Consider the following 26,172-nt stretch of genomic DNA (forward strand, 5'->3'; position numbering starts at 1 on the left):
GGAAAGGCCCCGACCGGCCACCACACCACCGCAGGAGGTTCTCATGAGCCAGCACGCACCCACCACCGCACGGATCGCCGGGATCGAGCAGGAGATCTTCCGGCTGAACCTGGGCGGGAACACGTTCGGGTGGACGAGCGACGAGCAGCAGTCCTTCGACGTCCTGGACACCTTCGTGGCCGCGGGCGGAAACTTCGTGGACACCGCGGACATGTACTCCGTGTGGGCCGAGGGCCACGAGGGCGGGGAGTCCGAGACGGTTCTGGGGCGCTGGTTCGCGGCGCGCGGCAACCGTGACTCCGTGGTGCTCGCGACCAAGACCGGTGCGCACCCGCAGTTCCGCGGCCTGGCCCACGACACCGTGGTGGCGTCTCTCGAGGCGTCCCTCGACCGGCTGCAGACCGGCTACGTGGACCTCTACTACGCACACTATGACGACGCGGACACGCCCATCGAGCAGCAAGTGGAAACCTTTCACGAGCTCGTGGACTCCGGGCGCGTGCACGCAGTAGGGCTGTCCAACTACTCGCCGCAGCGCATGCGCGAGTTCTTCACGGTGGCCCGCGAGCGCGGCATGGCGGTTCCCGCGGCCATCCAGCCGCAGTACAACCTGGTGCACCGCCGCGATTTCGAGCGGGACTACGCCGCGATCGCCCAGGAGTACGACGCTGCCGTGTTCCCCTACTTCTCCCTGGCCTCCGGCTTCCTCACGGGCAAGTACCGCACCACCGATGACCTCGAAGGAGCGGCCCGCGAGCAGATGGCCCGGGAGTACGTCTCCCCCGAGGGCTTCGCGGTTGTGGAGGAACTGGTCTCCGTGGCGGACAGGCACCGCGCCGAGCCGGCCACCGTGGCCCTCGCATGGCTGCTCGCCAAGGGCGTCACCGCACCCATTGCTTCCGCATCCTCCGCCGCGCAGCTGTCCTCGCTGGTGGCGGCGCCCGCACTGCACCTGGGCGCGGACGACATCGCCGCACTGGACCGGGTGTCGCAGCCCTTCGCGTGAGGGGACGCTGGGTGCACGCAGCAGACGCCGCGCGGCGGCGTCATGATCGTGTCGCTGACAGCGGAACCGGCGGGGACATCCTTGCCAGGGAAAGTGCCGCGGTGCCACAGTGGAGTCACCAATCAAGAGAAAGGATTCTCGACAATGGCTGAACTATCCGGCAAGAAGATTCTCGTTCTGGTGACCAACCAGGGCGTGGAGCAGGACGAATTGAAGGTGCCCCTGGAGAAGTTGCGGGCTGACGGGGCGGAGGTCACGGTGGCCGCCCCCGAGACCGGCGAGGTGAAGTCCCTCGTGGGCGACTGGGACCGGGGGGAGACCTTCCCCGTGGACCAGACCATCTCCAGCGTCAACGAGTCCGAGTACGACCTGCTGCTGCTGCCCGGCGGGACCCTCAACGCAGACGCCCTGCGCTTGGACCAGGATGCACAGAAGACCGCCAAGGCCTTCGCGTCCTCCGGCCGCCCAGTGGCCGCCTTGTGCCACGGCCCGTGGCTGCTCGTGGAGACCGGCCTGGTGGACGGAAAGACCCTGACGTCCTACCCGTCTGTGAAGACGGACATCGTCAACGCCGGCGGCAACTGGGTGGACCAGGAGGTCAAGGTGTGCCCCGCCAAGGAGTGGACCCTGATCACCTCCCGCAACCCCGGTGACCTGGACGCGTTCGTGGGCGCCATCGAGGACCAGCTCACGGCCTGATCCCCACGCTCACACCGCACCACGTCGGCGGGCCCCACCACCCTGGTGGGGCCCGCCGTTCTCGTGTGTCAGCCTGCTGGTTCCTGCCGCCCGGCGTCGCCCACCGGGGTGGCCGACCGAGGGGCGCGCGACAGGCGCGGCCGCTCAGCAGCCGTGGGCGGTCAGCGGCCCAGCACGTTCCTCAGCGCGCCGAGAATGAGCGTCACCGACTCGGGGCACGCGTTCGGACCCATGAGTCCGATGCGCCACACGGTGTTCGCGTACTCCTTCACCCCGGGGCCGATCTCGATGCTGTAGGTCTCCAGCAGCTCCCTGCGGACGGCTGCGGAGTCCACTGCCTCGGGAACCTTCACGGTAGTCAGCTCCGGCAGACGGTACCCCTCCCGGGCGAACAGCTCCAGGCCCATCTCCTGCAGACCGTCCTGCAGCGCACGGCCAGCGGCATCGTGACGGGCGCGGACGGCGTCGAGTCCCTCCGCCAGGACGCGGCGCAGACCAGCCTCCAGGGAGGCGACCATCGCCACCGGCGCGGTGTGGTGGTACGTGCGGGTGGCCCCGGAGGCCTCCCCCACGTAGCCGCCGAGCATACCCAGGTCCAGGTACCACGAGCGGGGCTTCTCCACACGGCGCTCCCAGGCGCGGTCCGACACGGTGAACGGAGCCAGACCGGGAGCCACGCCCAGGCACTTCTGGGTGCCGGCGTAGCCGATGTCGATCCCCCACTCGTCCGCCTTCAGCTCGATGCCGCCGATGGAGGTCACGGCATCCACGAGCAGCAGCGCATCCCCCTTGAGCGCGCCGAGAGCGGCGATGTCCGAGCGCACACCCGTGGAGGTCTCCGCGTGCACGGCGGCGATGACCTTGGGTGAGGGGTGCGCGGCGGCCACCTTCTGGGCGTCCACGGGCTCACCGAAGGGAAAGTCCACGCGGGTGACCTCGGCGCCGCAACGGGCAGCGACGTCGCACATGCGCTCCCCGAACAGGCCGTTGACCGCGATCACCACGGGATCCCCCGGGTTCACGAAGTTCACGAACGCCGCCTCCATACCAGCGGAACCGGTGGCCGAGAGCGGGAGCGTGCGGCGGTTCTCGGTGCCCCACACCGCCCGGAGACCGTCGCAGGCGCTGTCCATGACGGCGAGGAACTGGGGGTCCAGGTGGCCGAGCAGCGGACGGGCCAGCGCCTCGGTGGCCTCCGGGTACGGGTTGGTGGGGCCTGGGCCGAACAGGTGTCGGACGGTGAGGATGTCGCTCATGGAAGGGTCTCCTGACTGCGCCAGCCGAACTCGCGTCCTCGCGGGGCGGTGTCCGCGGGAGCACCGGCGGACGGCGGCGCGCTGTGGTGTGCGGGGCCGCCTCCAGGGTAGAGCCAGATCACACGCGGCGCGATCCCCGCGCGTGCCGGTGCCGACAGGGCCGCGGCGTCATCCCCTCCGCGCTCCGCACCCTGGCGACGCCGCTGGGCTCAGTTCGCGAGCTCGGAGCGCCGCTGACGCAGCTCGCGTTCCGCGAATCGCAGGGGCGACCCGTGGAACGGCAGCGCATGGAGGTCAACGGCGGACGCAGCCCTGAGCGCCAGCGCGTTCGCTGAGTGCGCTGCACGCTCCGGGAGCCCGATGGCACGGGCGAAGGCAGCCCAGTGGCTCGCCCTGAGGTTCTTGGTCCGCCCGTCCACCGGCAGCGCCTGGGTCCTGTCGTCGTACAGGAGCGTGCAGGGCACGTCGTAGACGGGGGCCACCTCGAACCGCCCGTCGACGCCAGCGAGCACGGACACGTTCTTGGCGTGGAGATCACCGTTGCCGGACAACCACGAGAACACGAACTGGAGGTACAGGTTCCTAGTGGCCACCAGGGGCGCGGCTGTCTGCTCCGCCAGCGCCCGCACGGCCTCCTCCGAGGTGCACGTGTACTTGGCCGCCGGCGCCAGCCCCATGACCTGGCACGCGTCCTCCAGCGCCGTGCGGGACCAGCCGCTGCCGAGCTGCCTCCGGTCGAAGCGCTCCACCAGCAACCCGGGAACCCCGTGGCGGTCCACCACCGTCTGCGCAGTGGCCACCGGGATCCTGAGCTGCCTCGCGGCGGCGAGGTGGAGCGCTTCGTTGGCCACGAGGTGGGCGTGCTCCGGGGGATCGAGCTTGAGGATGTATCGCTTCTCCGCTGCCGCCACGGGTGCCGTGAGCATCGACGCGCTGGCCTTCTCCTGGACACCCGGCAGGGCGTGGAGATCCAGAGCGGTGGCGAGCCGTGAGAAGTCGACGTTTTGCAGGTGAGCGGTGTCGACCAGCGGCTCGGGCTCGGCCGGAGGGGTCCCGGCGGGGACCACCTGGACGTCTCCCGGGGCATCGGCCCCCACGGCCATGAGAAGGGAGAGCTCGTCGTCGGGACTCGTCTTGATCGCGTTCCGCAGGACGGTCAGACGGTGCCCTTCCGGCAACAGTCCCGCGAAGAACGCGGGGACCCCGCCCGAGGCCGTGGTCACGGGCGTCTCCTTGACGGGAAGCGTCGTCGCCACCGGCGGGCCGCCCTGCTGCCCGTAGTTCCCGTCGTAGGTGAACACGGTGCTCGCGCCGTCGCCCCGTTCCAGTCGGGCCGCCAACCGCCCAGCCTTGTAGACGTCCGCCGCACGGACCGAGCGCAGGTGCTGCACGTCTGCCGTCATGCCACGCTCACCCGCAGACCGAGCACACCGGCCGTGGCGACGAGGGCGGCCACCGTGGGGTTGCCCCGTCCCGTCTCGATGGCGCGCACCGTCCTCTCGGAGACGCCAGAGAGGTCCGCGAGGTCCTTCTGGGTGAGCCCCGCCTCGCGACGTGCTCGCCGGATGGCCTCGCCGGGCTCCATGATCCCCTGCATCAGTCCTCCTCCGGCAAGTAGTTGCCGATTTCGATTCAGTGGACCCCATTCTGCCGCCAAACCGGGCAAACCGGCAAGATGTTGCCTTTCTGGGCTCCGCGGCGTCGTCAAATGCGCCCGAGGTGGCCTATCGGCAGGATGCTGCCGCTCTGGGCAGGAAGGTCAGTGCGAGCACCACGGCCGCCACGATCAACCCCGCGATGCACAGCACCGCCCCGTTCCACCCCACGGCGGTGAAAGGGACGCCCACCGCGTAGCCGAGCACCGACGATCCCCCGTAGTAGAGCAGGGTGTACAGCGACGACGCCTGGGCGCGCCCCTCTGTGGCGAGGGCGGGAACCCACCCGTTGGCCACGGAGTGCGCCGCGAAGAACCCGGCCGTGAACACGAGCAGCCCCGCCACAATCACGGGCAGCCACGGCACGGCAGTGAGCAGCAGACCCGTGAGCATGACCAGTGCGGAGCCGAGCAGCACGGGGCGGCGTCCGAACCGCCCCGCGAGGCCGCCGGCCCGTGCAGAGGACCATGTGCCGGAGAGGTACGCCAGGAACAGCACGGACACCACACTCTGGGGCACGCCGAACGGCGCCTCGCCCAGGTGGAAGCCGATGTAGTTGTAGACGGCCACGAACCCGCCCATGAGCAGGAAGCCCTGCAGGTAGAGCGTGAGCAGCCGCCGGTCCCGGAGGTTGAGCCACAGGTGGGAGAGCAGTCCCTGCTCACCCGTGAGCCGCACCGGTTGGGGCGTGAACCCGCGCTGCCGTGGCGCGAGCACGATGAACACCACCGCAGCCGCCGCGGCGAGCAGGGCAACGACGGAGGTGCCCACCCGCCAACCGAAGAAGTCCGCGAGGGGTGCGGCGACGATCCGCCCGAACAGTCCGCCCAGGCTGGTCCCGGAGATGTAGGTCCCGGCGGCCACTGCGCCGTAGCGGGGGCTGACCTCCTCCGCGAGATAGGCCATGGCCACCGCGGGGATGCCACCCAGGGCCATGCCCTCCACAAACCGCAGGACCACCAACGCCTCGAACGTGGGCATGAACCCCATGAGCACGCCCAGGCACGTGGCCGCCACGACGGCGATCACCATGGCCCGCAGCCGCCCCCACCGGTCCGAGACGAGCGACCACGGGATCACTCCCACCGCGAGCCCCAGCGTGGCCGCAGAGACGGCGAGCGCGGACTGGGCGGCGTCCACGTGCAGGTCCTCGGCCATGATGGGAAGCACGCCCTGCACCGAGTACAGCTGCGCGAACGTGGCCACGCCCGCGCACAGCAGCGCCACAAGGATGCGCCGATAGCCCGAGCTCCCCCTGTCGTAGCCCTCCCACACCCTGCGTGACGATCCCATACCCGGGTGCACCTCCTGCTGCGACTGTCCTGCCCGGGCAGCTGCGTCTTCCCGGGCCCGGCCGTACCATTCGTGCACGACCTCGGCCAGGGTACGCCCGGTGCGCGCCCGGGCCCGGGCCACTCCCACGCGAGGTTTCCGTGCGGCGCCGTGCAGGAGTCACGCGGAAGCGGCGGCACCGCCCCGGACACGACGACGCCCGCGTCCTCCCTGGGGAGGACGCGGGCGAACGGTCATTCTGGTGCGGGGCACACCGCTCCGCGCAGTGTCAGGAGCCGGCGACGGTGGAGGCGAGCCGCTCGAGGGACTCCTCCAGAACCTTCTCGCCGAAGAGCGGGAAGCTGATCTTCTTCGTCACCTTGGGGTTGGCATGCTCCCACGAGTAGGTGAGGGTCACGGTGGTGGAGTCCGAGCCCTCGGGCTGCAGCTCGTACATCCACTCCCAGCCGTTGTCCTCCACAGTGGTGCCCTCGGGGCAGGGCTTCCACGCGATGAGCTTGTTGGGGTCCAGACCGGTGACGTGGTTCTCCGTCTTGTAGTCCCCGCCCATCATCTCGGCGTGCATGTTCATCACGAAGACGTCGCCGACGTTCTGGATGCGCTGGTCCGTGCCGGAGACGACGGTCCCGGAGGCGTCCAGGTCGGGGTGCTTGGCGGGCAGTGTCAAGACCTCGAAGATCTCCTCCGCCGGGGCGTCGATGACACGGCTGACGGTAATGCTCTTCTCGCTCACGAGGTACCTCCTATGTGGTGACGTGTCTCTGTTCCGTTTCAGAGTAGCCAGGACCGGGGCTGGGTGTTCAAGTGTTTTTGCGGTGGGCGAAGAACCTCGCGCCGTTCGGGCGGCCTGCTGGCTCGGGCCGCGGTGGCTGCGCGGGCCCCGGCCGCGGCGCCTTCTCCGGCTGACCGGCCAGCTGTGCGAGGCCCAGCAGGTGGTGGGCGAACCCGAGCTCGGCGCGACCCTCGAACCGCGCGGAGGTGATCGCCCGGATCCGGTCCGTGGCCTCGATACGCGCTCCCGTCCGGTGCAGCGCGGCCACGAGTGCCTCGTCCTCGCTGCACTCCAGTGGCGGAAAGCCCCCGGCGCGTTCGTAGCACGCCGCACGAACCCCCATGCTGGCGGCATGGATGTGCGGGTGGCCCTCCGCAAGCGTGTGCTCCCGCTGCCACAGGCGGTACACGGCCACCGGGCACTCCGCGGGGTCCGGTTCCACGGTGCCGAGGACCGCGTCCACCCCGTGCGCCGCGCGCCCCAGCTGGTGCGTCAGCCAGTGTGCGGGCACGGCGGTGTCCGCGTCCGTGGACGCGATCCACTCCGGCCGACTGTTCGCCAGGGCCCACGACGCCGCGGCCGCCCGGGCCCCGCCCGCACTGCGCCACGTCCCCGTCACCACCTCCAGCCGCGCTACCTCTGCAGCCAGTCCCGACGCCGCCCACGCGGTCCTCGCGCGTTCCACCGTGCGATCGGTGCACGCGTCCGCGGCGAGCACCACCGTCACGTGGAGCGGCGTGGACACGACGGGTGCGGCGGGGGGCGACGGATGGGCGACGGCGAGCTGCGCCGCGGCGTCGTTGCCCGGTCCCGCAGGCTCCGGCATCGCAGAGCTGGGCAGGGGTGTGGCTCGCGACGGCGTCCCCGTCATGCCGGTCACGGCGCAGGCCGACGCGATGGCCGCCGCCACCGACGTGATGCACCGCCCCACGCGCTGCTCCTCGTTGCAGGCCGGGACGACCACGGCCACCCGGTGGATCACGGCTCGTCCCGAGGCACGAGGCCGAAGATCTCCAGTTCGAAGTCCCGCTCGCGGTGGCTCACCACGCGCCGCAGCTCCGGGCGGCGGCGGGCCTCACGGTGCACGTCCGCACCGTCCAGCGGCCAGTCCGCGATGGGGTGACGCCAGTGGCACAGCACCAGGTGCCCGTCCGGTCGCAGAGCGGCCACGCAACGCCCGAGCAGCTCGTGCCACTGCGCGGGAGAGCAGAAGTAGCCCATCTCGCTCACGACCACCAGATCCCGGCCGGTCCAGTCCTCACGCCAGTCCGCGGGCAGCACGGCGTGGACGAGCTCGACGTTCGCGAGGTCCTCCTCCGCGAGCCGTGCGCGGGCGGCGCGCAGGGCGACATCGCTCGCGTCCACCGCGGTCACGGCACCCGCCCGCCGGGCGAGCTCCGCCGTGAGCGCGCCCGTGGAGCAGCCGATGTCGAGCACGCGGTCGTAGTGCTGCCAGGGCAGGCTCGCGAGCAGCACCTCTCGCTTGCGCCGCTCGTACCAGGAGGTATCCACGTCCCAGGGGTCCGCAGCGTCGGAGTGCACGCGGTCGAACACTGCAGACTGGTCCGGGGCGGCCAGCACGAAGAGCTCGGCGGGGCGGTCGAAGTGCGCGAGCACGTGGGGGCCCAGCAGCACCTCATCACCGGGCCGGTCCGAGAGCGGGTGCACCTGCGTGACGTGGTGGGCCAGGGCGTCCCGCTTGGCCGCGCGGTCCTCCCCCGACAGCGGCACCCGCACCAGACCGCGCGGCAGGCGGGTGGGCGAACCCCAGTGCCAGAACCACACGGGGTACTGCACGCAGCGCACACCCCGCGCACCGGCGGCGCGGGTCACCGTGCGGGCGAGCACCTCGTGGTCGGTGTGCCCGTCCCGCTCCCACGTGCAGACCACCAGGGGCTTCTCCCCCTGCTCCGCCCACGCGAGGTGCTCGGCGACGGGGGCCTCCAGCTGCTCCTCGGTGAGGCCACCGTCCGTCAGGGACAGGTACACGGGTGGCGTGTGCTGCCCGGTCAGGGTCCGCACCGCGGCGGCCAGCTCCTCGTGGCGCAGCCGCGCGAGCTCGTCCGGCGTGAACGTGGTGGAGTCCGGATGGGAGTTCTCCCCGAGGGTCGCCACGACCACGCGCACCTCCGCACCCTGCCGCGCGAGCCGGTGCACGGTGCCGCCCGCGCCGAGGGTCTCGTCGTCCGGGTGCGCGGCGAACACGACGGCGCGGTCCACCCCCGCGAGGTCCAGCTCCGGGGCGCGGTGCAGGGCGCCGCAGCGGGCCCAGTCCTCCTCCGGGGTGCCCGGATCCCGGTGGTCGAAGGTCACCACGGGGTGTCCTCGGGAGCGGCTCCGGCACTGGGAACGGCCCCGGACGTTCCCGAGGCCCGTCTTTCGGCGGCTGAGCGCGCCGCCCGCGCGGCGGAGATCGCGGCGGGCCCGGAAGCGCCCTCGGCTGGTGATGGTTCGTCCAGGACCGGTTCGCCCGCTCCGGGCCCCCGCTGCGCGGCGTCATCGACCCGGGCCGAGTCCTCGGCGGCAAGCGCCAGCAGGGCGCGTCCGAGGGCGGCTGTGTCCCGCTCCGCGTGGTCCTGGCGGATGTAGACCTGCAGTGACTCCACACGGCGGATGTGCGCGGGGTCCCCGGTGAGCGGGCCGGGGCCCGTGGCGCGGGAGACCACGCGGATCACCGTCTCGGCGGCGTCGGCCACGGTGCGGCGCACGCGCAGGGCCCAGGCGGCACCGCGGTCCCCGGCGGCGTCGCCCGCGTCCACGGCCGCCGCGGCCTGCTCCAGCACGGCGCGGGCCGCCCCGAGCGTGAGGTCCAGCTGCCCGAGGGCGGTGAGGGCGGCGTCGTCCACGGGGCGGCGGGGGTGGCGCAGCTGGCGCCACATCAGGTCCGCGACCGACTGCGCGCCGCCCAGCCAGATGGCGGCCACGCCCATGCCGCCCCACGCGAAACCGGGGCGGGTGAGGTACCACTCGTCCGCGCCGAGCGGCTCCGCCGGGACGTCCTCGAAGGCCGCGGGCACGGTGACGACCTCCGCGAGCCCGTGCGAGGCCCACTGCTCCACGGGCGCGGGTCGGAACCCGGGGTGGTCGGTGGCGACCACGAACGCGCGGCGGTGCCCGGTGGGCTCGCCGTGCTCGTCGGTCACGTGCGCCGTGACGACGGCGCGGGTCACGGAGTCCGCGAGCGAGCACCACGGTTTGGTGCCGGTGAGGGTCCAGGTGGTGCCCGGTTCGTCGGTCGCGCCGGGTGACGGCGTGCGCGCAGTTCCCTCGCGCCCGTCCGGCTCCGACGACGACGCCGCGCCGCCCCGGTTCTCGGTGGACCCCGGGACCGGCGTGCTGGCCTGCCCCGGGGCACTGCCCGGACGGGGCGACGTCGGGACGGCCTGGCCCGGCGCGCGGTCCGGAGCGGGCGTCGTCGTCGTCGGCGCGGCAAGCAGGGGGTCCCCCGGGCCCTCGGCGGCCCACACGGCCCAGGTGTCGTGGTCGATGGCGAGGTCCGCGCGGCCGGCCTGCCGCAGGATCGCGAGGGCGTCCAGGTGGGGCTCGATGATGCGCGCGTACGCCAGATCGGTGCGCCCGAGACCGCTCAGTGAGTGCCACAGCTCGGCCGTGCGTCCCTCCCCCGGGGCGGGCAGGTGACGCCCGAGCTCGCGGGCCCGGTCCAGTGCGTGGGCCACGAAGTCCCGCACGGCCTGCGGATCGGGGACTGCGGCGGGCGGAAGTGGGAGTTCTGCATGCGCGGACACAGCCATCAGCCTACGTGCAGTGACCGGCGCCTCCGCCGCACCCCGCCGGGGGAGGGACGAGCCCTACGATGAGGGCACACGACGGAAAGGCGCACCCATGTTCACGGTCGACCCCCACTCCACCACCCCGGTGTACGCGCAGCTCGTGGAGTGCGTGCTGCGGGACGTCTCCACCGGCGAGCTCGTGGTGGGCGACCGCATCCCGCCGGTGCGCACACTCGCCTCCGAGCTCGGGCTCTCCGCCGGGACCGTGGCCAAGGCGTACCGGGAGATGGAAACCCGCGGGATCATCGAGACGCGCGGCCGGAAGGGCACGTTCATCGCGCAGGGCCGCGACGACCGGGAGGGCGCGGCGGCACGCGCGGCCGCCGCATACCTGGACGTGGTCGCGGGGCAGCTGCACTACTCACCCGAGGAGTGCATGGCGCTGGTGGAGCGGGCGCTGGACAGGCGCGCGGCGGGCTGAGGACCGGAGCGGGCACCCGGTCGCACCGCGAATGAAGGGGATCGCGCGACCGCGCCGGTGCGTGGCCGGCCGTGGTGCTGTGCTGCCTCCACTGTGCCGCTGACCCTACGCGGCCGCCCCCCGCCCGCGGGCACCCGGTCGGCCGCGCCTAGACTGGTGCCCCATGAAGTCCTTCGCAGCCCCCGCCCTGCTCGTGGTCACCGCCGTCCTTCAGGCCATGGGGGTCTACCCCTACGTGCAGGACGGCATCACGCTGGCCGGTCAGCTGCTGTTCCCCATCCTCTTCGCGCTCACGGCCATGTACCTCTCCCGCAAGGGCCGTCCCGGGGTCTTCGGCACGGCCCACATGCTCGTGCTGATCCTCGCGGTGGTGCTGGTGGTGCTCTCACTCGTGGGCATGAGCCAGCAGCTGCCGTACTTCTACCCCACGATGATCGTCTACTACCTCGCGTTCGTGCTGCTGGTGGTGGAGTGCGGGCTGCGGATCGCCGGGCTGCCCAAGAAGGAGCGTCCCGCGGACCCGCAGCTCGACGACGACGCTCCCGCTCTCTGAGCCGGTGGTCACCTCCCGCTGCGCCCACTCCGCGCCCACGGCCGGCCCGCCCGTGGACACCGTGGTGGTCGCCGGTGGCCGCTCCTCCCGCCTCGGGGGAACCCCCAAGGCGCAGCTGCCCGTGGCGGGCGGCACCCTGCTCTCCCGCACCGTGGCCGCCGCACTGCCCCTCGGTGCCGTGGTGGTCGTGGGGCCCGAGGATCCCACGCTGCCGCCCAAGGTGCTCTCCACTCGGGAGGACCCCCCGTTCTCGGGACCGGCCGCCGCGATGGCCGCGGGCGTCGTCGTCCTGAGGGAGCTGCCGGGGCGTGCGCCGTGGACCGCAGTGCTCGCGTGCGACATGCCGGGCGTGGAGCGCGCGCTGGCGCAGCTGCGCGCGGCGGCCGGGCGGGCGGCGTCGGACGTGGACGGGGTGATGGCCCTGGGGGAGGACGGCCGGCGCGAGAACCTGGCCGTGGTGGTGCGCACCGCGGCACTGGAACGAGTGCTCTCACAGGTTCCCACGGCGGACGCGTCCGTGCGCTCCGTGTGGCGCCACCTGCGCTGGGACGAGGTCACCGTGCCCGCCGGAAGCACCGCGGACGTGGATACGTGGGAAGATGTTCGCAGGCTCGACTCGTACTGAATCAGCACGCTGAGGAGACATGATGCCCGGACTTCCGCACCCGCACGATCCCGCCGCCCGCGAAGACCACGAGCAGTCGCAGAGCCGCGGCGAGGCCCCCGCACCCACCGTGCACTGGGCGTCCTGGGACGAGGCCCGCCGGATCGCGTACGGCATCCCCCAGCCGCTGCCCAACATCCTGCTGCCCCTCGCGCAGTGCCTCAAGGAGACCCTGGCGGAGTCCGTGACGGCCGAGATGCCGGTGCCGCACTACGCCACCGCCGCGGCCGACGGCTGGGCCGTGGCCGGCAAGGGTCCGTGGCGCATCCGCACCCCGCAGCCCGCCGAGACCGACGAGCGGCTGCTGCTGACCCTGCCGCCGGACAAGCGCATGCTGCCCGTCGTGGAACTCACGCCCGGCGAGGCCACCCACGTGGACAGCGGCGACGCCGTCCCCTACGGCACCCACGCGGTGCTCGAGGCCCACCGCGGCCACGTAGTCCCCGCCGATCCCACCGCCGAGATCCCCGAGGGCACCGAGCACGGGCGGAAGGCCGTGGAGGGCGACACCCTTGAGGACGCCACCCCCGCTGCCACCCTGGTGAAGAACCAGGACGTCCGAGCCGTGGGCGAGGAGATCCAGCAGGGGGACCTGCTGCTGCGCGCGGGCCGAAGGCTCAACCCGGTGCACCTGGGCCTCGCGGCGAGCGCGGGCCACGACATGCTCCCCGTACGACGTCGCCCGCGCGTCACCGTGCTGCTCGGATACGCCAACGTGGTGGAGGACGGCATCCCGGGCCCCGGAGAGGTGCGGGACTCCCTGAGCCTGCAGCTGCCCGCGGTGCTGCGGGAACTGGGCGCGAACGTGGACCAGGTGCGCCGCGTGGCGGACGGCTCCGATGGCATGGTCAACGCACTCACCGAGTCCCCCCTGGGTGCAGGCTCCCTGCTGGACGCCCGCGCCGAGATGGTGGTCACCACCGGTGGCACGGGCCACGGCGAGGACGACCACGTCCGCCAGGCCCTCGAGGAGCTGGACGCCCACCTCATCCTGGACGGGGTGGCCCAGGAACCCGCTCACGGTGTGATCCTGGCGAAGCTCCCGGAGGACGGCCCCGTGGTGCTCGCACTGCCGGGCTCGCCCCTGAGCGCGATGACCGGGCTGCTCACCGTGGGCCACGCGCTGATTGCCGGGGCCACCGGTGAAGGGCTGCCCACCACGCGCCGGATCACCGCGGGACGCGCCCTCGAACCTCTGGGGCGCACCCGGGTGATTCCCGCCTACCTCCAGGACGGCCGCGTGATCCCGGAGCCCACGGTGGGCCCGGCCATGCTCTCCGGGCTGGCCCACGCGGACGTGCTGCTGGTGGTCCCGGAGGACGGGATGCAGCCGGGCCAGGACATGGAGGCCATCCCGCTGCCCTGGCGGGCGTGAGCGCGGGCGGGCACGGATCGTACATGCGCTCCGGTCTCGTGCGTGGCACGTGCTGTGAAGTGGAGTAAATGCAGCAGGACGGGCCTCAGCATGCTTTTACTCCACTAGGGAGCGCCGAGATCCCGCGCCGTTGCCGAGCGCCGGGGCGTCCCGCCGGTCACGCCGTCAGGAAGTACGTGATCGCCCCCACGATGAACGTCAGGGACGCAAGCAGCGCGCACGTGAGCTCCAGCACGATTCCCACTCCCATGGCCTTGGCCGCCGCCCAGGAACTGGCCAGCGCGGTGTTGAGGTTGCGGTTCCGCACGGTCTCGGAGAGCAGCAGCCCCACCAGGAACCCCACGAACAGGCCCACCACCGGGATCACGAACATCCCGACCACGGCACCCACCACCCCGAAGAGCAGCGTGCGGTTGGGGATCTCGCGGCGCCTGAGCCTGCTGCCGGTGAGCACCAGGCTCGAGGACATGCCCGCGATCAGCAGTGTTCCGCCCAGCGCGAGCACCACCCATCCCTCCGGTGCCTGCACCACGAACGCCCAGATCACCAGCCCGATCAGCGCCACGATGGATCCCGGCAGCACGGGGAACACGATCCCCACGCAGCCCACGGCGATCAGGAGCACGGTCACGACGGTGGCAATGATGTCTGCGGTCACCGGTCCATCGTACGGTGACGGACCCGCGGACGACGCCGCTCCCCCACCGGGGCGGTGAGGTCCGGCCCTCGCCGCTCGCCTGACCACCGGGCCACCTCCCCCGGCCGCCCGTGCTCCGGACGTCCGCACCGGTCGGTCGCCAGCACCTGCCGGGCGCACGACCGTGCCCCCGCCGCCCGGCACACGAGGTGCAAGAGGCTGCGGGGGCACGGTGCGGCGTCGACGGGCGGGGCCGACGGCCTGGGATCAGCCCGCGAGCGCTCCGCGCAGGGTGCGCAGCGCCACGGACAGGGCCGCGAGCTCGCCCCCGGCGTCGTCACCGGGCATGGACTCGATCTCGTCCAGGACCTCGCGCAGCCGCTCGAGCCGGTCCGCGTTCTCCTGCTCCCACGCCTGCACCTTCTGCTGGGCGTCCTCCCCCGGGGACTCGAGGGCCTGGGCGGCGAGCGCCACGAGGGTGGAGTAGAGGTCCTCGCGCATCGCGATCCGCGCCATGTTCTCCCACCGGGTGCTCTGAGGCAGCGCGCTGATGCGGTTGAGCAGGTTCTCCAGCCCGTAGCGGTCGAACAGCGCGAAGTACACGCGCGCGATCATGAGCACGCTCACGCCGTTCTCGTCGGTCACGGCCTCGTCCGGGGACGACGACGCCGCGCCGTCACCGCCCGTGGCCACGTTCGTAATGCCCTGGGACTGGGCGAGACGGGCGACGTCGAGCAGCGCGAACGCGTCGAGCAGCTCGGCCCACTCCACGGCGAGGTCGCGGGGAACCCCGTGGCGCTCGGCGAGCTCGGCCTCGGCCTGGGTGCGCTCCTGGGACTCCTCGCCCATGAGGTGCTGGGAGCCGAAGCGCAGCGCCACGATGGGCCGGTACATCTCCACGAGCTCCTGGATCCCGCAGTCGGTGTCCTGGCGGTGCAGGAACCAGCGGACCACGCGGTCCAACAGCCGCCGCATCCGCAGCGACATCCGGTTCCACAGCTCCAGGGGCACGTCCGCGTCCAGCTGGGCGTGGCGGGAGGCGTAGCTCTCGAGCTCGAAGATCTCCATGGCCGCGGTGAACGCGCGGGCCACGTCCGCGAGGTCCGAACCGGAGTCGTCCACCACGCGGTACGCGAACGCGATCCCGCCGTAGTTGATGATCTGGTTGGCCACCACGGTGGAGATGATCTCCTTGCGCAGCGGGTGGGTGTCCAGCTCGCCGTCGAAGCGCTCCCGGATCTGGGCCGGGAAGTACTGGGACAGCGTGCGGTGGAACCAGGGGTCGTCCGCGAGGTCGCTGTCCACGAGTGCCGCGGAGAGCTGGATCTTCGCGTACGCCGTGAGCACGGAGAGCTCCGGTCCGGTCAAGGGCTGGCCCTGGGCGGCGCGCTCGCGCAGCTCGGAGTCGGAGGGCAGGAACTCCAGCTCCCGGTTGAGGTCCGCGGTGTCCTCGAGCCAGTGCATGAGCCGGATGAACATCTCCGTGAAGGAGACCCCGCGGGCGCGCTCGGTGGTGAGCAGCACGTTCTGGGCCACGTTGGTGCGCAGCACCAGCTCCGCGACCTCGTCCGTCATGGACTCGATGAACTCCGCACGCTCGTCCGCGGAGAGCAGCCCCGCCTGGACCATGCCGTCCACGAGGATCTTGATGTTGACCTCGCGGTCGGAGGACTCCACGCCGCCGGAGTTGTCGATCGCGTCCGTGTTGACCAGGATCCCGTTCAGCGCGGCCTCGATGCGGCCCAGCTGGGTGGCTCCCAGGTTGCCGCCCTCGCCGATCACCTTGACGCGCAGGTCCTCGCCGTTGACGCGGATGGCGTCGTTGGCCTTGTCCCCGACCTCCTGGTTGGTCTCGGTGGAGGCCTTCACGTAGGTGCCGATGCCGCCGTTGTAGAGCAGGTCCGCGGGGGCCAGCAGCACGCGGCGCACGAGCTCCTGCGGGCTCATGGACTCGACGTCGTCCTCGATGCCGAGGGCCTCGCGCACCTGCGGGGTGAGGGGCACGGACTTGTCGCGGCGCGAGTACACGCCGCCGCCCTCGGAGATCACGCTGCGGTCGAAGTCCTGCCAGGAGGTGCGCCCGGCGGTGAACAGCCGCTCACGCTCCTTGTAGGAGGCCGCGGCGTCCGGGGTGGGGTCCAGGAAGATGTCCCGGTGGTCGAACGCGGCGATCAGGTGGATGTGCTCGGACAGCAGCATGCCGTTGCCGAACACGTCGCCGGACATGTCCCCCACGCCCACCACGGTGAACGCCTCGGACTGGGTGTCCACGCCGAGCTCGAAGAAGTGGCGCTTGACGGACTCCCACGCGCCGCGGGCGGTGATGCCCATGGCCTTGTGGTCGTAGCCCACGGACCCGCCGGACGCGAACGCGTCACCGAGCCAGAAGCCGCGCTCCAGGGAGATCGCGTTGGCGGTGTCGGAGAACGCCGCGGTGCCCTTGTCCGCGGCGACCACCAGGTAGGAGTCGTCGCCGTCGCGGCGCACCACGTTCTCGGGGTGCACCACGGTGTCCCCGGCCTCGCCGGAGGTCTCTGCCGGCCCGCTCGCGCCGCCCTCGGAGCCCGGGGTGGCGTCCCCGCGGGACGACGACGCCGTGTCCTGCGCGGTCCCGCCGGTCCCGTCCTGCGCGGCGCCCGTCTCGGTCTCGCGCTCGATGTTGTCGGTGACGTCCAGCAGGGAGGCGATGAACAGCTTGTAGGCCTCCCGCCCCTCGGTCAGCCAGCCCTCGCGGTCGGTCGCGGGGTCCGGCAGCTGCTTGGGGAAGAACCCGCCCTTCGCACCCGTGGGCACGATCACCGCGTTCTTGACCATCTGCGCCTTGACCAGGCCCAGCACCTCGGTGCGGAAGTCCTCGCGCCGGTCGGACCAGCGCAGACCGCCGCGGGCCACCTGACCGAAGCGCAGGTGCGTGCCCTCCACGCGCGGGGACCACACCCAGATCTCGAAGGCCGGGCGCGGCTGCGGTGCCGCGGGGATGGCCGCCGGGTCCAGCTTGAACGCCATGGTGGGCCGACCCTGGAACACGTTGGTGCGCAGCGTGGCCGTGACCACGTCCGCGAGTGCACGGAACAGCCGGTCCGCGTCCAGGCTGGGGACCTCGTCGAGCACCCCGGCCAGGCGCTCCAGGGCGCCGTTGCGCGCCTCGTCGCGGGCGGCGTCGTCGTCCGTGAAGCGGGAGGGATCGAAGCTCGCCGAGAACAGCTCCGCGAGCTCGTAGGTGGCCCGTGGGTAGTCCACCAGGGTGTCCGCGATGAACTCGAACGAGTTGGGGTAGTTCAGCTGCAGCAGGTAGCGCACGTAGGCGCGCATCACGGCCACGGTGCGCCAGCCCATGCGCTCGGTGAGCACCAGGCGGTCCAGGCTGTCGGACTCCGAGCGGTTGGAGAGCACCGCGCACAGGGTGTCCTCGATGAGGTCCTCCGTCTTGGCGTCCTCGGGGCCCTGCGGGTCCACGCCCTCGGGCAGCTCCACCCCGAAGTCGTAGAGCTGGAACTCGCGCCCGTCCGCGGGGGTGACCGTGTAGGGGCGCTGGTCCAGCACGGTCAGGCCCATGTTGTGCAGCAGCGGCAGCAGCTCGGTGAGGGACAGCGCCTGGGTGAGGTAGATGTTCAGCCGGACCTGGCCGTCCGCGGTCTGCGCCACGCGCACCTCGGCGGGCAGGTCGGGGTCGCGGCCCCACAGCTCCTCGCAGCGCTTGAGGTCCTGGATGGCCTCCTCGATCTCGTAGTCCTCGCGGTACGAGCCCGGGAACGCGTTCTCCCACACGGGGCCCAGCGCGTCGGCCTTCTCGTCCTCGAACTCCAGGCCGATCGCCAGGCCCAGGGACTCGGGCCAGGAGCGCACCGCGGCGCGCAGGCGGGCCTCGAGGGCCTCGTGGTCGAAGTCCCGCACCTCGCCCGTGTAGGGCAGCCGGATGCGGAAGAACAGGCGGGCCAGCGAGGAGGAGGTCAGGCGCACCTCGAAGTCGATGGCCTCGGCGTCGAAGACCTCAAACAGCTGGGTCTCGATGCGCTGGCGCACCGAGGTGTTGTAGCGGTCCCTGGGCAGGAACACCACGGCGGACATGAAGCGCCCGAAGGTGTCCTGGCGCAGGAACACGCGGGTCTGGCGGCGCTCGTTGAGCCCGAGCACTCCGCCCGCGGTCTCGTGCAGCTTCTCCGCGGACATGTGGAACAGCTCGTCCCGCGGGTAGTCCTCGATGATGCCCATGAGGTCACGGGCGGAGTGGGAGTCCGGGAGGAAGCCGAAGCGCTCGACCACCCGCTGCACCTTCTCGCGCACCAGCGGGGTCTGCTGCGCCGGGACGGAGTAGGCGCGGCGGGAGAACAGCCCGAGGATCAGGTACTCGCCATCCACGTCCCCGTTCTCGGCGAAGGTGCGCACGCCGATGTAGTCCAGGTACTCGCGGCGGTGGATCGAGGAGCGCCGGTTGGCCTTGGTCACGAACACCACCTGGTGGTCCCGCGCGTGGGCGCTGCCCAGGCCCGTGAGCTTCTGGGCGTGGCCCTCGGTGCCCTGCTCCCGCAGCAGCCCCAGGCCCGTGTCCGGGCGCGAGTGCAGCACGGCGTCCTCGCCGTCCGCCTCGAGGTCGTAGCGCTTGATGCCCATGAACACGAAGTTGCCGTCGCGCAGCCACTCCAGGAACTCCTGGCACGCGCCCACGTCCGGCAGCCGGGAGCCGTCCTCGAAGGTGAGGTCCTTCAGGGGCGCGAGGGAGTCGGCGATGCGCTGGGTCTGCTCCAGCATGGCCTCCTGGTCCTCCGCGATCCGGCGCACGTCCGCCACGAGGGCCTCGATGTGGCGTGCGAGCTCACCGCGGGCCTGCTCGTCCAGGGAGCGGTGCAGCTCCATGCGGATCCAGGACTCCACGGCGGTGTGGGAACCCCCGCCGGCGGTGCCGCCCACGAGCTCGTCCGTGATGGGGATCGAGGTGGTGTCCCCGGAGGAGACCGCGGAGATGTTCGGGACCTCCCCCAGGGAGCTCAGCACGTCCTCGGAGTCACGCGCGGCGAGCAGCAGGGGGTGCAGCACGAGCTTGGCGCCACCCCAGTTGGCGGCGATCTCCGTGGTCAGCGTGGACACCAGGAACGGCATGTCCGTGGTGACCATGTACAGCACGGTGTCCCCGTGGTCCTCCCGGACCTCGATGCACAGCTCGTCCGGGCGCCGGGTCCGCCCGATCTCCCGGTGGGTCTCCGCCCGTTCCGTGAGCACCTGCTGGTCCGCGCCCGCCATGTCCGCGTCCGGGACCGAGCGGTAGTACTCGTTGAGCCACGCCTGCTCTGCGCTCCATCGCGGCCGCTGCCACACCGTGGGGATGGCCTGGGTGGTGGCTTGAGGAGAGGTCACTGCTGCATCACGCCTTAGCTGTCGTTGAGTTGGAATGTCACTCCACGGCGTGGCTCGTGATGCCCTGTGGGGCACGGCGCACAGACCTCTGCCGGACCGCTCGCCCCGGAACCCATGACGTCTGCGCAACCCACGGCCACACTGCCGCATGTTCCACCACCATAGGACCCCGCGAGCACCGGGACCAGATGCGGCGCGTGTTCGCACGAGCGTTGCACGGTCCTACACTCGTGCGGTCACGGTTTTGCCTTCGCACCCCGCCCACCGCGCCGGTGCGGGCACCCGCGGCCCACGGCCGAGGCACGGCCCGCCCCCACGACAGAGAGCCGAGCAGCCATGACTAATGTGAAACCAGTGGACGTGGTGGCGGACGCCGTCACCGCCGGGGAGGCCAAGGCCACGGCCCCCTCCGGCGCCCTCGTGCTGCGCGGTGTGCTGGGCGGCGCCGTGCTCGCGGCCACCACCTCGTTCGCGGTGTCGGCCACCGTGAGCTCCGGCTCGCCCGTGGTGGGTGCCGTGCTGTTCCCGGCCGGGATCACCATCGTGATCCTCATGGGCATGGAGCTGGTCACGGGCGGCTTCGCCCTGACCCCCATGGCCGCCGTGCGCGGTCTGGTGCCGTGGTCCGCCGTGGCCCGGTACAGCCTCACGGTGATCGCGGGCCACATCATCGGTGCCGCGGCGTTCGCCCTGCTCTACGCGGGCGTGCTCACCGGTTTCGGCTCCCACGACGCCGGCGCGCTCGGCCAGAAGTTCGTGGACACCGCGCAGGCCAAGACCACCGCGTACGCCGCCCTGGGCGGGGCGGGCATGGCCACCGTGTTCGTCAAGGCGGTGCTGTGCAACTGGCTCGTGTGCCTGGGCGTGTTCATGGGCATGGTCTCCAAGGACACCATCGGCAAGATCGCCGCCATCTGGCTGCCCATCATGGCGTTCTTCGGGCTGGGCTTCGAGCACGCCGTGGTCAACTTCTTCATGATCCCCATGGGCATGCTGCTGGGCGCGGACGTCTCCTTCGGGGACTGGTGGCTGTGGAACCAGGCCCCCGTGCTCGTGGGCAACTTCGTGGGCGGATTCGTCTTCACGGGCCTGGCCCTGATGCTGGCCCACCGCCCCGCACGCTCCGCAGCCCCGGACCACGACGCCGCTGCCGCGCCCGCCGCACCCGCGTCCGGTTCCGGTTCCGCCAGCTAGCTCCACCGCTGAGAGAGGGGCCGGGGCACCGCTCCCCCGGAGGGCACCTCCCGCTGAGGCAGGAGCACGCCGCCGTGCGTGCTGCGGACCGCGGAAGAACGGAGCAGGGCCCTCGCACTCCACGGTGCGAGGGCCCTGCTCACGAACGGGCCTCCGACGGTCGGGGCCGTCAGCGGGCGGCCAGCACCTGCCCCGCGGTGACGGTGAGCACCTGGCCGTTCTCGAGGCTCGGCAGCTCCGTACCCAGGATGCGGTCCACCGTGAGGCGGATCAGGGTGCCGTGGGCCACCACCATCACGTGCTGGCCCGGGTGGTCCTCCAGGATCCGGCGCAGCACCGCGAGCCCGCGCTGCACCACGTCCTCGGTGGCCTCGCCGTGGCGGTCCATGATGGCGTGGCGCTCGTCGTCCGTGGTGCCGGTGCAGTCGTAGCCCTCGGCGTCGCCGAAGGAGCGCTCCACCAGCTCGTCGTAGGTGCGGGACAGGGGCAGCCCGATCTGCTCGCCGATGATCTCGGCGGTCTCCTTCGCCCGCATCAGCGGGGAGGAGACCAGGGCGTCCCAGTGCTCGCCCGACGCCGCCAGCTCCCGGCCCACGGCCCGGGCCTGCTCGCGGCCGGTGTCGTTGAGGGGGATGTCGGAGCGGCCCTGCAGCCGGCGCTGCAGGTTCCAGTCCGTCTGGCCGTGGCGGATCAGGGTCAGGGTCGTATCACTCACCCGTCCAACCTACCCCCGGGCGGGTGGTGCTTCGCACCGACCGTGGCACCCGCCGTCAGAGCCGCACCACACGGTGCAGAGGTGCCCCGGCAACGGGTCGGGTGCGTCCCGGGGCCCGGTGCCGCCCCGGACGCGACCCGGCGGCCGCCCTCCCCCGGGACGTGTCTTGGGAGACGACGTCGCCCTGGGCGCGCTCAAAGGGATGCCATCGCCCTGTGTGCACCCCGGAAGGCGACGGCGCCCCGGAACCGGGCCGGGCGGCGTCGTCGTCGTGCTCAGGAGCGGGGAGCGTCCTGGGTCTCGATGTCCACGCGCTCCTTGCGCAGGGTGTCCTCGACCACCTCGGTGTGCTCGACGCGCTGGGCCACGAGCCGCACCCGCTGGTACGGCACCCGGACGGTCTGCACCACGGGCTCGGAGCGGTACAGGATGACCTCGTCCTCGCCGAGCGGCAGCTCCCGCCCGGCCAGGAACGCCTCGCGCTCCTCGGCCGTGATGGGCGTGCGCACCAGGTCCGGCTCCTCGGACGCGACGGTGACCTCCTGGCGCACGGGCTCGGTGACCACGTACTTGCGCAGCCGCGCGCGGCCGGTCTCCTGCTGCTCGCGGTCGATCACCAGCCGCTCCTCGTGGCGGACCACGGAAGCGTGCTCGTCGTGGGCTGCCGCGTGGCGAGGATCGCGCGGGTCCTGCCCCGGCGCGGTGTGCTGTGCTGCCATCCTGACCTCCTGGGAGAGTGTGGATCTGAGATTATCAGCCGGTTTAGTGGTGCGGCGTAGCATGAGGGCACCTCGACCCGGCACGGAAGGACGAGCTGATGAGCTACTCGGACGACGGAAACGGCTTCTTCACGCAAGCCCTGGACGCTGAGGACCGCGGTGACCACGTCCTGGCGGAGACAGCGTACCGGCAGGCGATCGAGCTCTTCCAGGAGTCCGGCCCCGCGGACCGCGAACTCGCGGCGTGCCACTACAACCTGGGCCACATCCACATGCTGATGGACCGCACGAGCAAGGCGGTGGCGGAGTACCAGCGGGCGCTCGAGCACTTCGCGCGTCTCGAGGGCAGCGGCCGGCACAAGGCCCGGGCCCACCTCATCCTGGGGTCGCTGCTCGTGGAGACCGGGGACCTGCACGGCGCGGAAACCCAGCTGCTCGACGCCCTCGGGCAGTACCTGGACGCCCCGCACGAGCCACGGGACCAGGCGGACTGCTACATCAACCTCGCGCGGGTCTACCGCGAGACCCGCCGCCACGCGCAGGCGGTGACCGCCTACAACCGCGCGGTGGACTTCTACGAGCAGGAACCGGACTCGTTCCGGGACCGCTCGGATTGCTTCACGGAACTGGGCGCGCTCTACGAGGGCACCGGTCAGCTCGACGAGTCCGCCGCGGCCTTCGCCGAAGCCGCCCGGCTGCGCCGCGCCGCGGAGCGCCAGAGCGGACGCGGGTGAGCTCCCCGCTGGTCCTCGGGTGCATGGGCCTGGGCGGCTCCTGGGGCCAACGGACCGTTCCTGCGTCCCAGTATGACGCCGCCCGTGACGCCCTGTACGCCGCCCACCGGGCCGGGATCACGCTCTTCGACCACGCGGACATCTACGTGGGCGGGGACTCGGAGACGGTCTTCGGGCGCATCATCGCCGAGGACGCCGTGCTGCGCCGGGCCGTGCGGGTGCAGACCAAGTGCGGCATCCGGCTGCCCGGCAGCACCGCACCCGATGACGCCCCCGCCCACTACCGCCTGGACCGGGACACCATCCGCTCCTCCTTCGAGGGCTCCCTGCGCCGGCTCGGCGTGGACCGGGTGGAGCGGCTGTTCGTGCACCGCCCGGACCCGCTCACTCCCTGGCGGGAGACCTCCCGGGCCCTGGACGAGCTGCACCGGGAGGGGCTGATCGCCTCGGTGGGGCTCTCCAACGTGACCACGCAGCAGGTGCTCGGGCTGCGCGGCCACCTGGAGACACCCGTGACCGCGGTGCAGCTGCAGCTGAGCCTGGCCCACCGGGACTTCGTGGAGTCCCAGGTGCTCGCCAACCACCCGGACGGCGCCCACGTGAGCTTCCCCGAGGGCCTGCTCGAGCTCTGCGACGCTGAGGGCATCGAGGTCCAGGCGTGGGGTGCTCTGGCTGGCGGCCGCTACTCGGGAGCCACCGAACCCTGGCGACCCGCGGCGGGCCCCCGGGGTGCGGCGTCGTCCCCTCCGGGATCCGCACCTCCACCGGAACGCCCCGACGAGGGCGCCACGCCGGAGCAGCGCACGAGCGCGCTCGTGCGGCGGATCGCCGAGCGCATGGACGTGCCCGCCGAGGCCGTGGTGCTCGGGTGGCTGCTGCGCCACCCGTCCGGCATCCGCCCCGTGATCGGCACCATGGACCCGCGGCGGATCGCGGCGAGCGCCCTGGCACCGCGTGCGGCGCAGCTGATGACCCACGAGGACTGGTACGGCCTGTGGACCGCCGCGAGGGGCCGGCCGCTGCCGTAGCCGCGCGGCGTGCGGCCCGTCCACCGTCACCGAACGGTGATGATTCAGTGCTTGTCCGTCCCCCGGTGTGGGGATATTTTCATGTGTGAAGAGGGCGCGGCGGGCTGCCGCGAGACCGATCAGAGAGATGACGCGCATGGAGCACGACTGGCTCACCCGTATGCCGGGGCACCCCGTGTGCCGCCCCGAACAGTTCGGCTACCGCACGGACCTTGGGGTGCTGGACGCCCCGGCCGGAGCCGCGATGACCGTGGACGAGCTCACCGAGGCGCAGCTGCGGGTGGGCCCGGGCCACCACCAGTTCGTGGTCAGCCACGCCGGGCGGCGCTGGGTGGAGACCGTGGGGGTGTTCGAGGAGGACACCGCCCGGCTGCCCGTGCTGCGCAGCATCGAGCGGCCCTCGCCCTTCGCCGAGCAGGTTGAGGTGGGCTGCACCGTCACTGAGCACTCCCCCCGAGGGCTGCGCAAGGAGCTCGAGCGGATCCGCACCACGCTGGAGCAGGCGCCGCTCGCGGTGTGCGTCCAGGACACCGAGGAGCCCGCGGCGGTCACCGCGGCCACGTGCCATCCGGACCCGGAGTCCCACACCCTGATGTGGTGGACGTGGCGCGTGCTGCCGGAGTGCGGGGCGATCCTGCGCACGCGCGCCGAGCTGCAGCTGAGCACCGCACCGGACCTCGCGGCCTGACGCGCCGCGTCCGTCCGCGCGCCTGTCGGGCCGAGCGCACGGGCCGCCTGGGCGGCCTTGCGCACCGCGCGCCGTTCCCCATGGGGTGGCCGTTCCCGAGGGCGTCGGCGCTGGACGCGGTGGGCGGTGCCCCGGCCTCAGAAGGGCGAGGGCGCGGTGTGGGGCTCCAGCAGCTCTCGCTGCTCCCGCGTGAGCCGCAGGACCGTGCGGGACTCGGGGATGAAGAACGCGAGCTGGGTCTGGGCGCGCACGCACGCGGCGCCGTCGTGGGCGTCCAGGATCTCGAAGCCCAGCACCAGGGTGGCGGCCTTTGCCGAGACCACCCACACGCGCACCTCCACCGGCACGTTGCGGTACTCGAGCGGACGCAGGTACTTGACGCGGTGCTCCGCGATCAGCGCCTGGGTGCCCTCGGGCAGCACCGAGAACAGCGGGATGCGCGCGGGCACCACCTGCTCCCCCGTGCCCACGGGCACGCCGAACGCCGCGATCCGGGCCTCCTCGAGCACCCGGATCACCTCCACGTTGTTCACGTGGCCGTACGGGTCCATGTCCCCCCAGCGCAGCGGAACCGGGCAGATCACGGCACGCTCGACATGTTCATTCGATCGCATGCACTGACTCCTTGCTGGGTGTTTTCCGTTCCACCCGCGGAACCGGCGGGCGCCGCGGTGCTGGATGAGATGATATCCGCGGCATTCTCGCCGAGCGCTCCCACCGAGAGGAACCACGTGGCCCCCACGCCCCCCGGGCACACCCCTGCGCTGCGACGGCGCTGGCCCCTCGTGGTGCTGATCGCGCTCGCGCTGCTGGGCACCCTGTGGCTCGCCGTGTGCCACGCCGTGCTGGACAGCCCCCGCGTGGACCCGCCCCGCAGGTCGGACGCGCTGCTGGTGCTCGGACCCCCGGACCCCACCCGCGTGGCCTTCGCCGAGGACCTCGTGTACAACCAGCACATCGCGGACACCGTGGTCTTCTCCACCCCGGACGCCCAGCCGTTCGACCCCCCGGAGATGGTGCAGTACTACACCGCCCGCTCCTTCTGCGCCCCGCACGAGGGGGTGGAGGTGCTGTGCTTCAAGCCCGACCCCTCCACCACGCAGGGCGAGGCCATGAAGCTGCGTGAGCTCGCGGAGCAGCGCGGCTGGAAGACCGTCACCGCCGTCACGTTCACCCAGCACGTGCCCCGCTCGAGGCTGATCCTCGAGCGCTGCTTCCCCGGGGAGCTGCGGATGTCCGCGGTGGACTTCAACATCTCGGGCAAGAATCTGCTGGTGCAGTACCTGCACCAGAGCGCCGGGTACGTGAAGGCCTGGCTCACTCCCGGCTGCGACCAGCAGCTGCCCTGGCACCCCAAGTCCGGGGACTGAGCCCGGACAGGGTGCGGGCGGCGTCGAGCCGGTCCCGTGGGTCCGCGCCGGCGCCCCGCCACCGGGGACGCGCGGGGGCCGCGGCGCATCCGCCGCGTTCGCCGGTCTCGTGGCGCGCGCGAGCGCGCGGTCGGCATCGACACAGCGTCGAACCGACGGGCCCGGGGGCGCTTATGCGGGTCGGAACCCGTTCCTAGCCTGGGGTTTTGCTTCTTCCCCGAGGTCTGGAAAGGACCACCCCATGCCCAGG

General features: G+C 72.1%; 24 protein-coding genes. 11 read left to right on the plus strand and 13 right to left on the minus strand.

Going from position 1 to position 26,172, the window contains the following annotated elements; all coding sequences use genetic code 11:
• The first annotated feature begins 43 nt into the window (after nt 1-43).
• Nucleotides 44-1,006 (plus strand): aldo/keto reductase, encoded by a 963-nt coding sequence (locus DNL27_RS10795; RefSeq protein ID WP_012399061.1) that lies wholly within the window; start codon nt 44-46, stop codon nt 1,004-1,006.
• A 144-nt stretch (nt 1,007-1,150) separates the two neighbouring features.
• Complete coding sequence (locus DNL27_RS10800; protein WP_012399062.1) at nt 1,151-1,705, plus strand: type 1 glutamine amidotransferase domain-containing protein; 555 nt, start codon at nt 1,151-1,153, stop codon at nt 1,703-1,705.
• Between the two features lie 161 nt (nt 1,706-1,866).
• On the opposite strand, the gene DNL27_RS10805 is transcribed toward DNL27_RS10800, so the two are convergent.
• From DNL27_RS10805 to DNL27_RS10840, 8 genes are all read right to left on the minus strand, one after another.
• Entirely contained in the window at nt 1,867-2,961 is a 1,095-nt protein-coding gene (locus DNL27_RS10805; RefSeq protein WP_112235540.1) for an alanine--glyoxylate aminotransferase family protein, read from the minus strand.
• A gap of 209 nt (nt 2,962-3,170) precedes the next feature.
• Complete coding sequence (locus DNL27_RS10810) at nt 3,171-4,364, minus strand: type II toxin-antitoxin system HipA family toxin (protein ID WP_112235541.1); 1,194 nt, start codon at nt 4,362-4,364, stop codon at nt 3,171-3,173.
• Nucleotides 4,361-4,558 carry a helix-turn-helix transcriptional regulator gene (locus DNL27_RS10815; RefSeq protein ID WP_055083610.1) on the minus strand — a complete coding sequence of 66 codons (198 nt, stop codon included), beginning with the start codon at nt 4,556-4,558 and terminating at the stop codon, nt 4,361-4,363. Before DNL27_RS10815 ends, DNL27_RS10810 begins: the two co-directional genes overlap by 4 nt.
• A gap of 127 nt (nt 4,559-4,685) precedes the next feature.
• Nucleotides 4,686-5,909 (minus strand): MFS transporter, encoded by a 1,224-nt coding sequence (locus DNL27_RS10820; protein WP_239494356.1) that lies wholly within the window; start codon nt 5,907-5,909, stop codon nt 4,686-4,688.
• Between the two features lie 268 nt (nt 5,910-6,177).
• Complete coding sequence (locus DNL27_RS10825; RefSeq protein WP_012399067.1) at nt 6,178-6,642, minus strand: SRPBCC family protein; 465 nt, start codon at nt 6,640-6,642, stop codon at nt 6,178-6,180.
• 67 nt (nt 6,643-6,709) lie between these two features.
• The gene (locus DNL27_RS10830; RefSeq protein ID WP_112235542.1) at nt 6,710-7,663 is read right to left on the minus strand and encodes a glycosyltransferase family 2 protein; all 954 of its coding nucleotides are present in this window, start codon (nt 7,661-7,663) and stop codon (nt 6,710-6,712) included.
• Entirely contained in the window at nt 7,660-8,997 is a 1,338-nt protein-coding gene (locus DNL27_RS10835; RefSeq protein WP_204360291.1) for a PIG-L family deacetylase, read from the minus strand. Before DNL27_RS10835 ends, DNL27_RS10830 begins: the two co-directional genes overlap by 4 nt.
• Nucleotides 8,991-10,433, minus strand: coding sequence for an acyl-CoA dehydrogenase family protein (locus DNL27_RS10840; protein WP_112235543.1), 1,443 nt, complete (start codon nt 10,431-10,433; stop codon nt 8,991-8,993). Before DNL27_RS10840 ends, DNL27_RS10835 begins: the two co-directional genes overlap by 7 nt.
• A gap of 91 nt (nt 10,434-10,524) precedes the next feature.
• On the opposite strand from DNL27_RS10840, the gene DNL27_RS10845 reads away from it, so the two are divergent.
• The 4 genes from DNL27_RS10845 (at nt 10,525) to DNL27_RS10860 (ending at nt 13,485) form a co-directional block, all read left to right on the plus strand.
• Nucleotides 10,525-10,893, plus strand: coding sequence for a GntR family transcriptional regulator (locus DNL27_RS10845; protein WP_112235544.1), 369 nt, complete (start codon nt 10,525-10,527; stop codon nt 10,891-10,893).
• Nucleotides 10,894-11,056: 163 nt separating this feature from the next.
• Entirely contained in the window at nt 11,057-11,446 is a 390-nt protein-coding gene (locus tag DNL27_RS10850) for a hypothetical protein (RefSeq protein ID WP_112235545.1), read from the plus strand.
• Nucleotides 11,447-11,450: 4 nt separating this feature from the next.
• Nucleotides 11,451-12,071, plus strand: a complete 621-nt coding sequence (locus DNL27_RS10855; protein ID WP_112235546.1) for a molybdenum cofactor guanylyltransferase — start codon at nt 11,451-11,453, stop codon at nt 12,069-12,071.
• A 19-nt stretch (nt 12,072-12,090) separates the two neighbouring features.
• Nucleotides 12,091-13,485 carry a molybdopterin molybdotransferase MoeA gene (locus DNL27_RS10860; RefSeq protein ID WP_239494358.1) on the plus strand — a complete coding sequence of 465 codons (1,395 nt, stop codon included), beginning with the start codon at nt 12,091-12,093 and terminating at the stop codon, nt 13,483-13,485.
• A 157-nt stretch (nt 13,486-13,642) separates the two neighbouring features.
• Here DNL27_RS10860 and DNL27_RS10865 read toward each other — a convergent pair whose 3' ends face one another.
• Both DNL27_RS10865 and DNL27_RS10870 read right to left on the minus strand, forming a co-directional pair.
• Complete coding sequence (locus DNL27_RS10865) at nt 13,643-14,143, minus strand: DUF456 domain-containing protein (protein WP_112235547.1); 501 nt, start codon at nt 14,141-14,143, stop codon at nt 13,643-13,645.
• 246 nt (nt 14,144-14,389) lie between these two features.
• Entirely contained in the window at nt 14,390-19,474 is a 5,085-nt protein-coding gene (locus DNL27_RS10870) for an NAD-glutamate dehydrogenase (protein ID WP_112235548.1), read from the minus strand.
• A 336-nt stretch (nt 19,475-19,810) separates the two neighbouring features.
• On the opposite strand from DNL27_RS10870, the gene DNL27_RS10875 reads away from it, so the two are divergent.
• Nucleotides 19,811-20,668 carry a formate/nitrite transporter family protein gene (locus tag DNL27_RS10875; RefSeq protein ID WP_012399077.1) on the plus strand — a complete coding sequence of 286 codons (858 nt, stop codon included), beginning with the start codon at nt 19,811-19,813 and terminating at the stop codon, nt 20,666-20,668.
• Nucleotides 20,669-20,837: 169 nt separating this feature from the next.
• Here DNL27_RS10875 and DNL27_RS10880 read toward each other — a convergent pair whose 3' ends face one another.
• A complete protein-coding gene (locus DNL27_RS10880) occupies nt 20,838-21,383 on the minus strand; it encodes a histidine phosphatase family protein (RefSeq protein WP_012399078.1) in 546 nt (181 codons plus the stop codon).
• Between the two features lie 275 nt (nt 21,384-21,658).
• Complete coding sequence (locus DNL27_RS10885; protein WP_112235549.1) at nt 21,659-22,102, minus strand: YsnF/AvaK domain-containing protein; 444 nt, start codon at nt 22,100-22,102, stop codon at nt 21,659-21,661.
• A 98-nt stretch (nt 22,103-22,200) separates the two neighbouring features.
• Between DNL27_RS10885 and DNL27_RS10890 the strand changes: the two genes are divergently transcribed.
• The 3 genes from DNL27_RS10890 to DNL27_RS10900 all read left to right on the plus strand — a co-directional run bounded on the left by DNL27_RS10890 (nt 22,201) and on the right by DNL27_RS10900 (nt 24,552).
• The gene (locus tag DNL27_RS10890) at nt 22,201-22,836 is read left to right on the plus strand and encodes a tetratricopeptide repeat protein (RefSeq protein ID WP_112235550.1); all 636 of its coding nucleotides are present in this window, start codon (nt 22,201-22,203) and stop codon (nt 22,834-22,836) included.
• Nucleotides 22,833-23,864, plus strand: a complete 1,032-nt coding sequence (locus DNL27_RS10895) for an aldo/keto reductase family oxidoreductase (protein WP_112235551.1) — start codon at nt 22,833-22,835, stop codon at nt 23,862-23,864. Before DNL27_RS10890 ends, DNL27_RS10895 begins: the two co-directional genes overlap by 4 nt.
• 127 nt (nt 23,865-23,991) lie before the next feature.
• A complete protein-coding gene (locus tag DNL27_RS10900) occupies nt 23,992-24,552 on the plus strand; it encodes a DUF2617 family protein (protein ID WP_058955680.1) in 561 nt (186 codons plus the stop codon).
• Between the two features lie 137 nt (nt 24,553-24,689).
• On the opposite strand, the gene DNL27_RS10905 is transcribed toward DNL27_RS10900, so the two are convergent.
• On the minus strand, nt 24,690-25,166 hold the full coding sequence (locus DNL27_RS10905) for a thioesterase family protein (RefSeq protein WP_112235552.1): 477 nt from the start codon (nt 25,164-25,166) through the stop codon (nt 24,690-24,692).
• A gap of 117 nt (nt 25,167-25,283) precedes the next feature.
• On the opposite strand from DNL27_RS10905, the gene DNL27_RS10910 reads away from it, so the two are divergent.
• Nucleotides 25,284-25,922, plus strand: coding sequence for a YdcF family protein (locus DNL27_RS10910; RefSeq protein ID WP_226905830.1), 639 nt, complete (start codon nt 25,284-25,286; stop codon nt 25,920-25,922).
• Nucleotides 25,923-26,172 lie beyond the last annotated feature (250 nt).

It is taken from the genome of Kocuria sp. BT304 (assembly GCF_003290245.1).
Taxonomy (GTDB): domain Bacteria; phylum Actinomycetota; class Actinomycetes; order Actinomycetales; family Micrococcaceae; genus Kocuria; species Kocuria rhizophila_A.

What these genes read in the sequence shown, in the direction of transcription:
- DNL27_RS10795 (WP_012399061.1), top strand. Translation starts at nt 44, where the DNA reads ATGAGCCAGCACGCACCCACCACCGCACGGATCGCCGGGATCGAGCAG.
- DNL27_RS10800 (WP_012399062.1), top strand. Translation starts at nt 1,151, where the DNA reads ATGGCTGAACTATCCGGCAAGAAGATTCTCGTTCTGGTGACCAACCAG.
- DNL27_RS10805 (WP_112235540.1), bottom strand. Translation starts at nt 2,961, where the DNA reads ATGAGCGACATCCTCACCGTCCGACACCTGTTCGGCCCAGGCCCCACC.
- DNL27_RS10810 (WP_112235541.1), bottom strand. Translation starts at nt 4,364, where the DNA reads ATGACGGCAGACGTGCAGCACCTGCGCTCGGTCCGTGCGGCGGACGTC.
- DNL27_RS10815 (WP_055083610.1), bottom strand. Translation starts at nt 4,558, where the DNA reads ATGCAGGGGATCATGGAGCCCGGCGAGGCCATCCGGCGAGCACGTCGC.
- DNL27_RS10820 (WP_239494356.1), bottom strand. Translation starts at nt 5,909, where the DNA reads ATGGGATCGTCACGCAGGGTGTGGGAGGGCTACGACAGGGGGAGCTCG.
- DNL27_RS10840 (WP_112235543.1), bottom strand. Translation starts at nt 10,433, where the DNA reads ATGGCTGTGTCCGCGCATGCAGAACTCCCACTTCCGCCCGCCGCAGTC.
- DNL27_RS10845 (WP_112235544.1), top strand. Translation starts at nt 10,525, where the DNA reads ATGTTCACGGTCGACCCCCACTCCACCACCCCGGTGTACGCGCAGCTC.
- DNL27_RS10850 (WP_112235545.1), top strand. Translation starts at nt 11,057, where the DNA reads ATGAAGTCCTTCGCAGCCCCCGCCCTGCTCGTGGTCACCGCCGTCCTT.
- DNL27_RS10860 (WP_239494358.1), top strand. Translation starts at nt 12,091, where the DNA reads ATGATGCCCGGACTTCCGCACCCGCACGATCCCGCCGCCCGCGAAGAC.
- DNL27_RS10875 (WP_012399077.1), top strand. Translation starts at nt 19,811, where the DNA reads ATGACTAATGTGAAACCAGTGGACGTGGTGGCGGACGCCGTCACCGCC.
- DNL27_RS10885 (WP_112235549.1), bottom strand. Translation starts at nt 22,102, where the DNA reads ATGGCAGCACAGCACACCGCGCCGGGGCAGGACCCGCGCGATCCTCGC.
- DNL27_RS10890 (WP_112235550.1), top strand. Translation starts at nt 22,201, where the DNA reads ATGAGCTACTCGGACGACGGAAACGGCTTCTTCACGCAAGCCCTGGAC.
- DNL27_RS10900 (WP_058955680.1), top strand. Translation starts at nt 23,992, where the DNA reads ATGACGCGCATGGAGCACGACTGGCTCACCCGTATGCCGGGGCACCCC.
- DNL27_RS10905 (WP_112235552.1), bottom strand. Translation starts at nt 25,166, where the DNA reads ATGCGATCGAATGAACATGTCGAGCGTGCCGTGATCTGCCCGGTTCCG.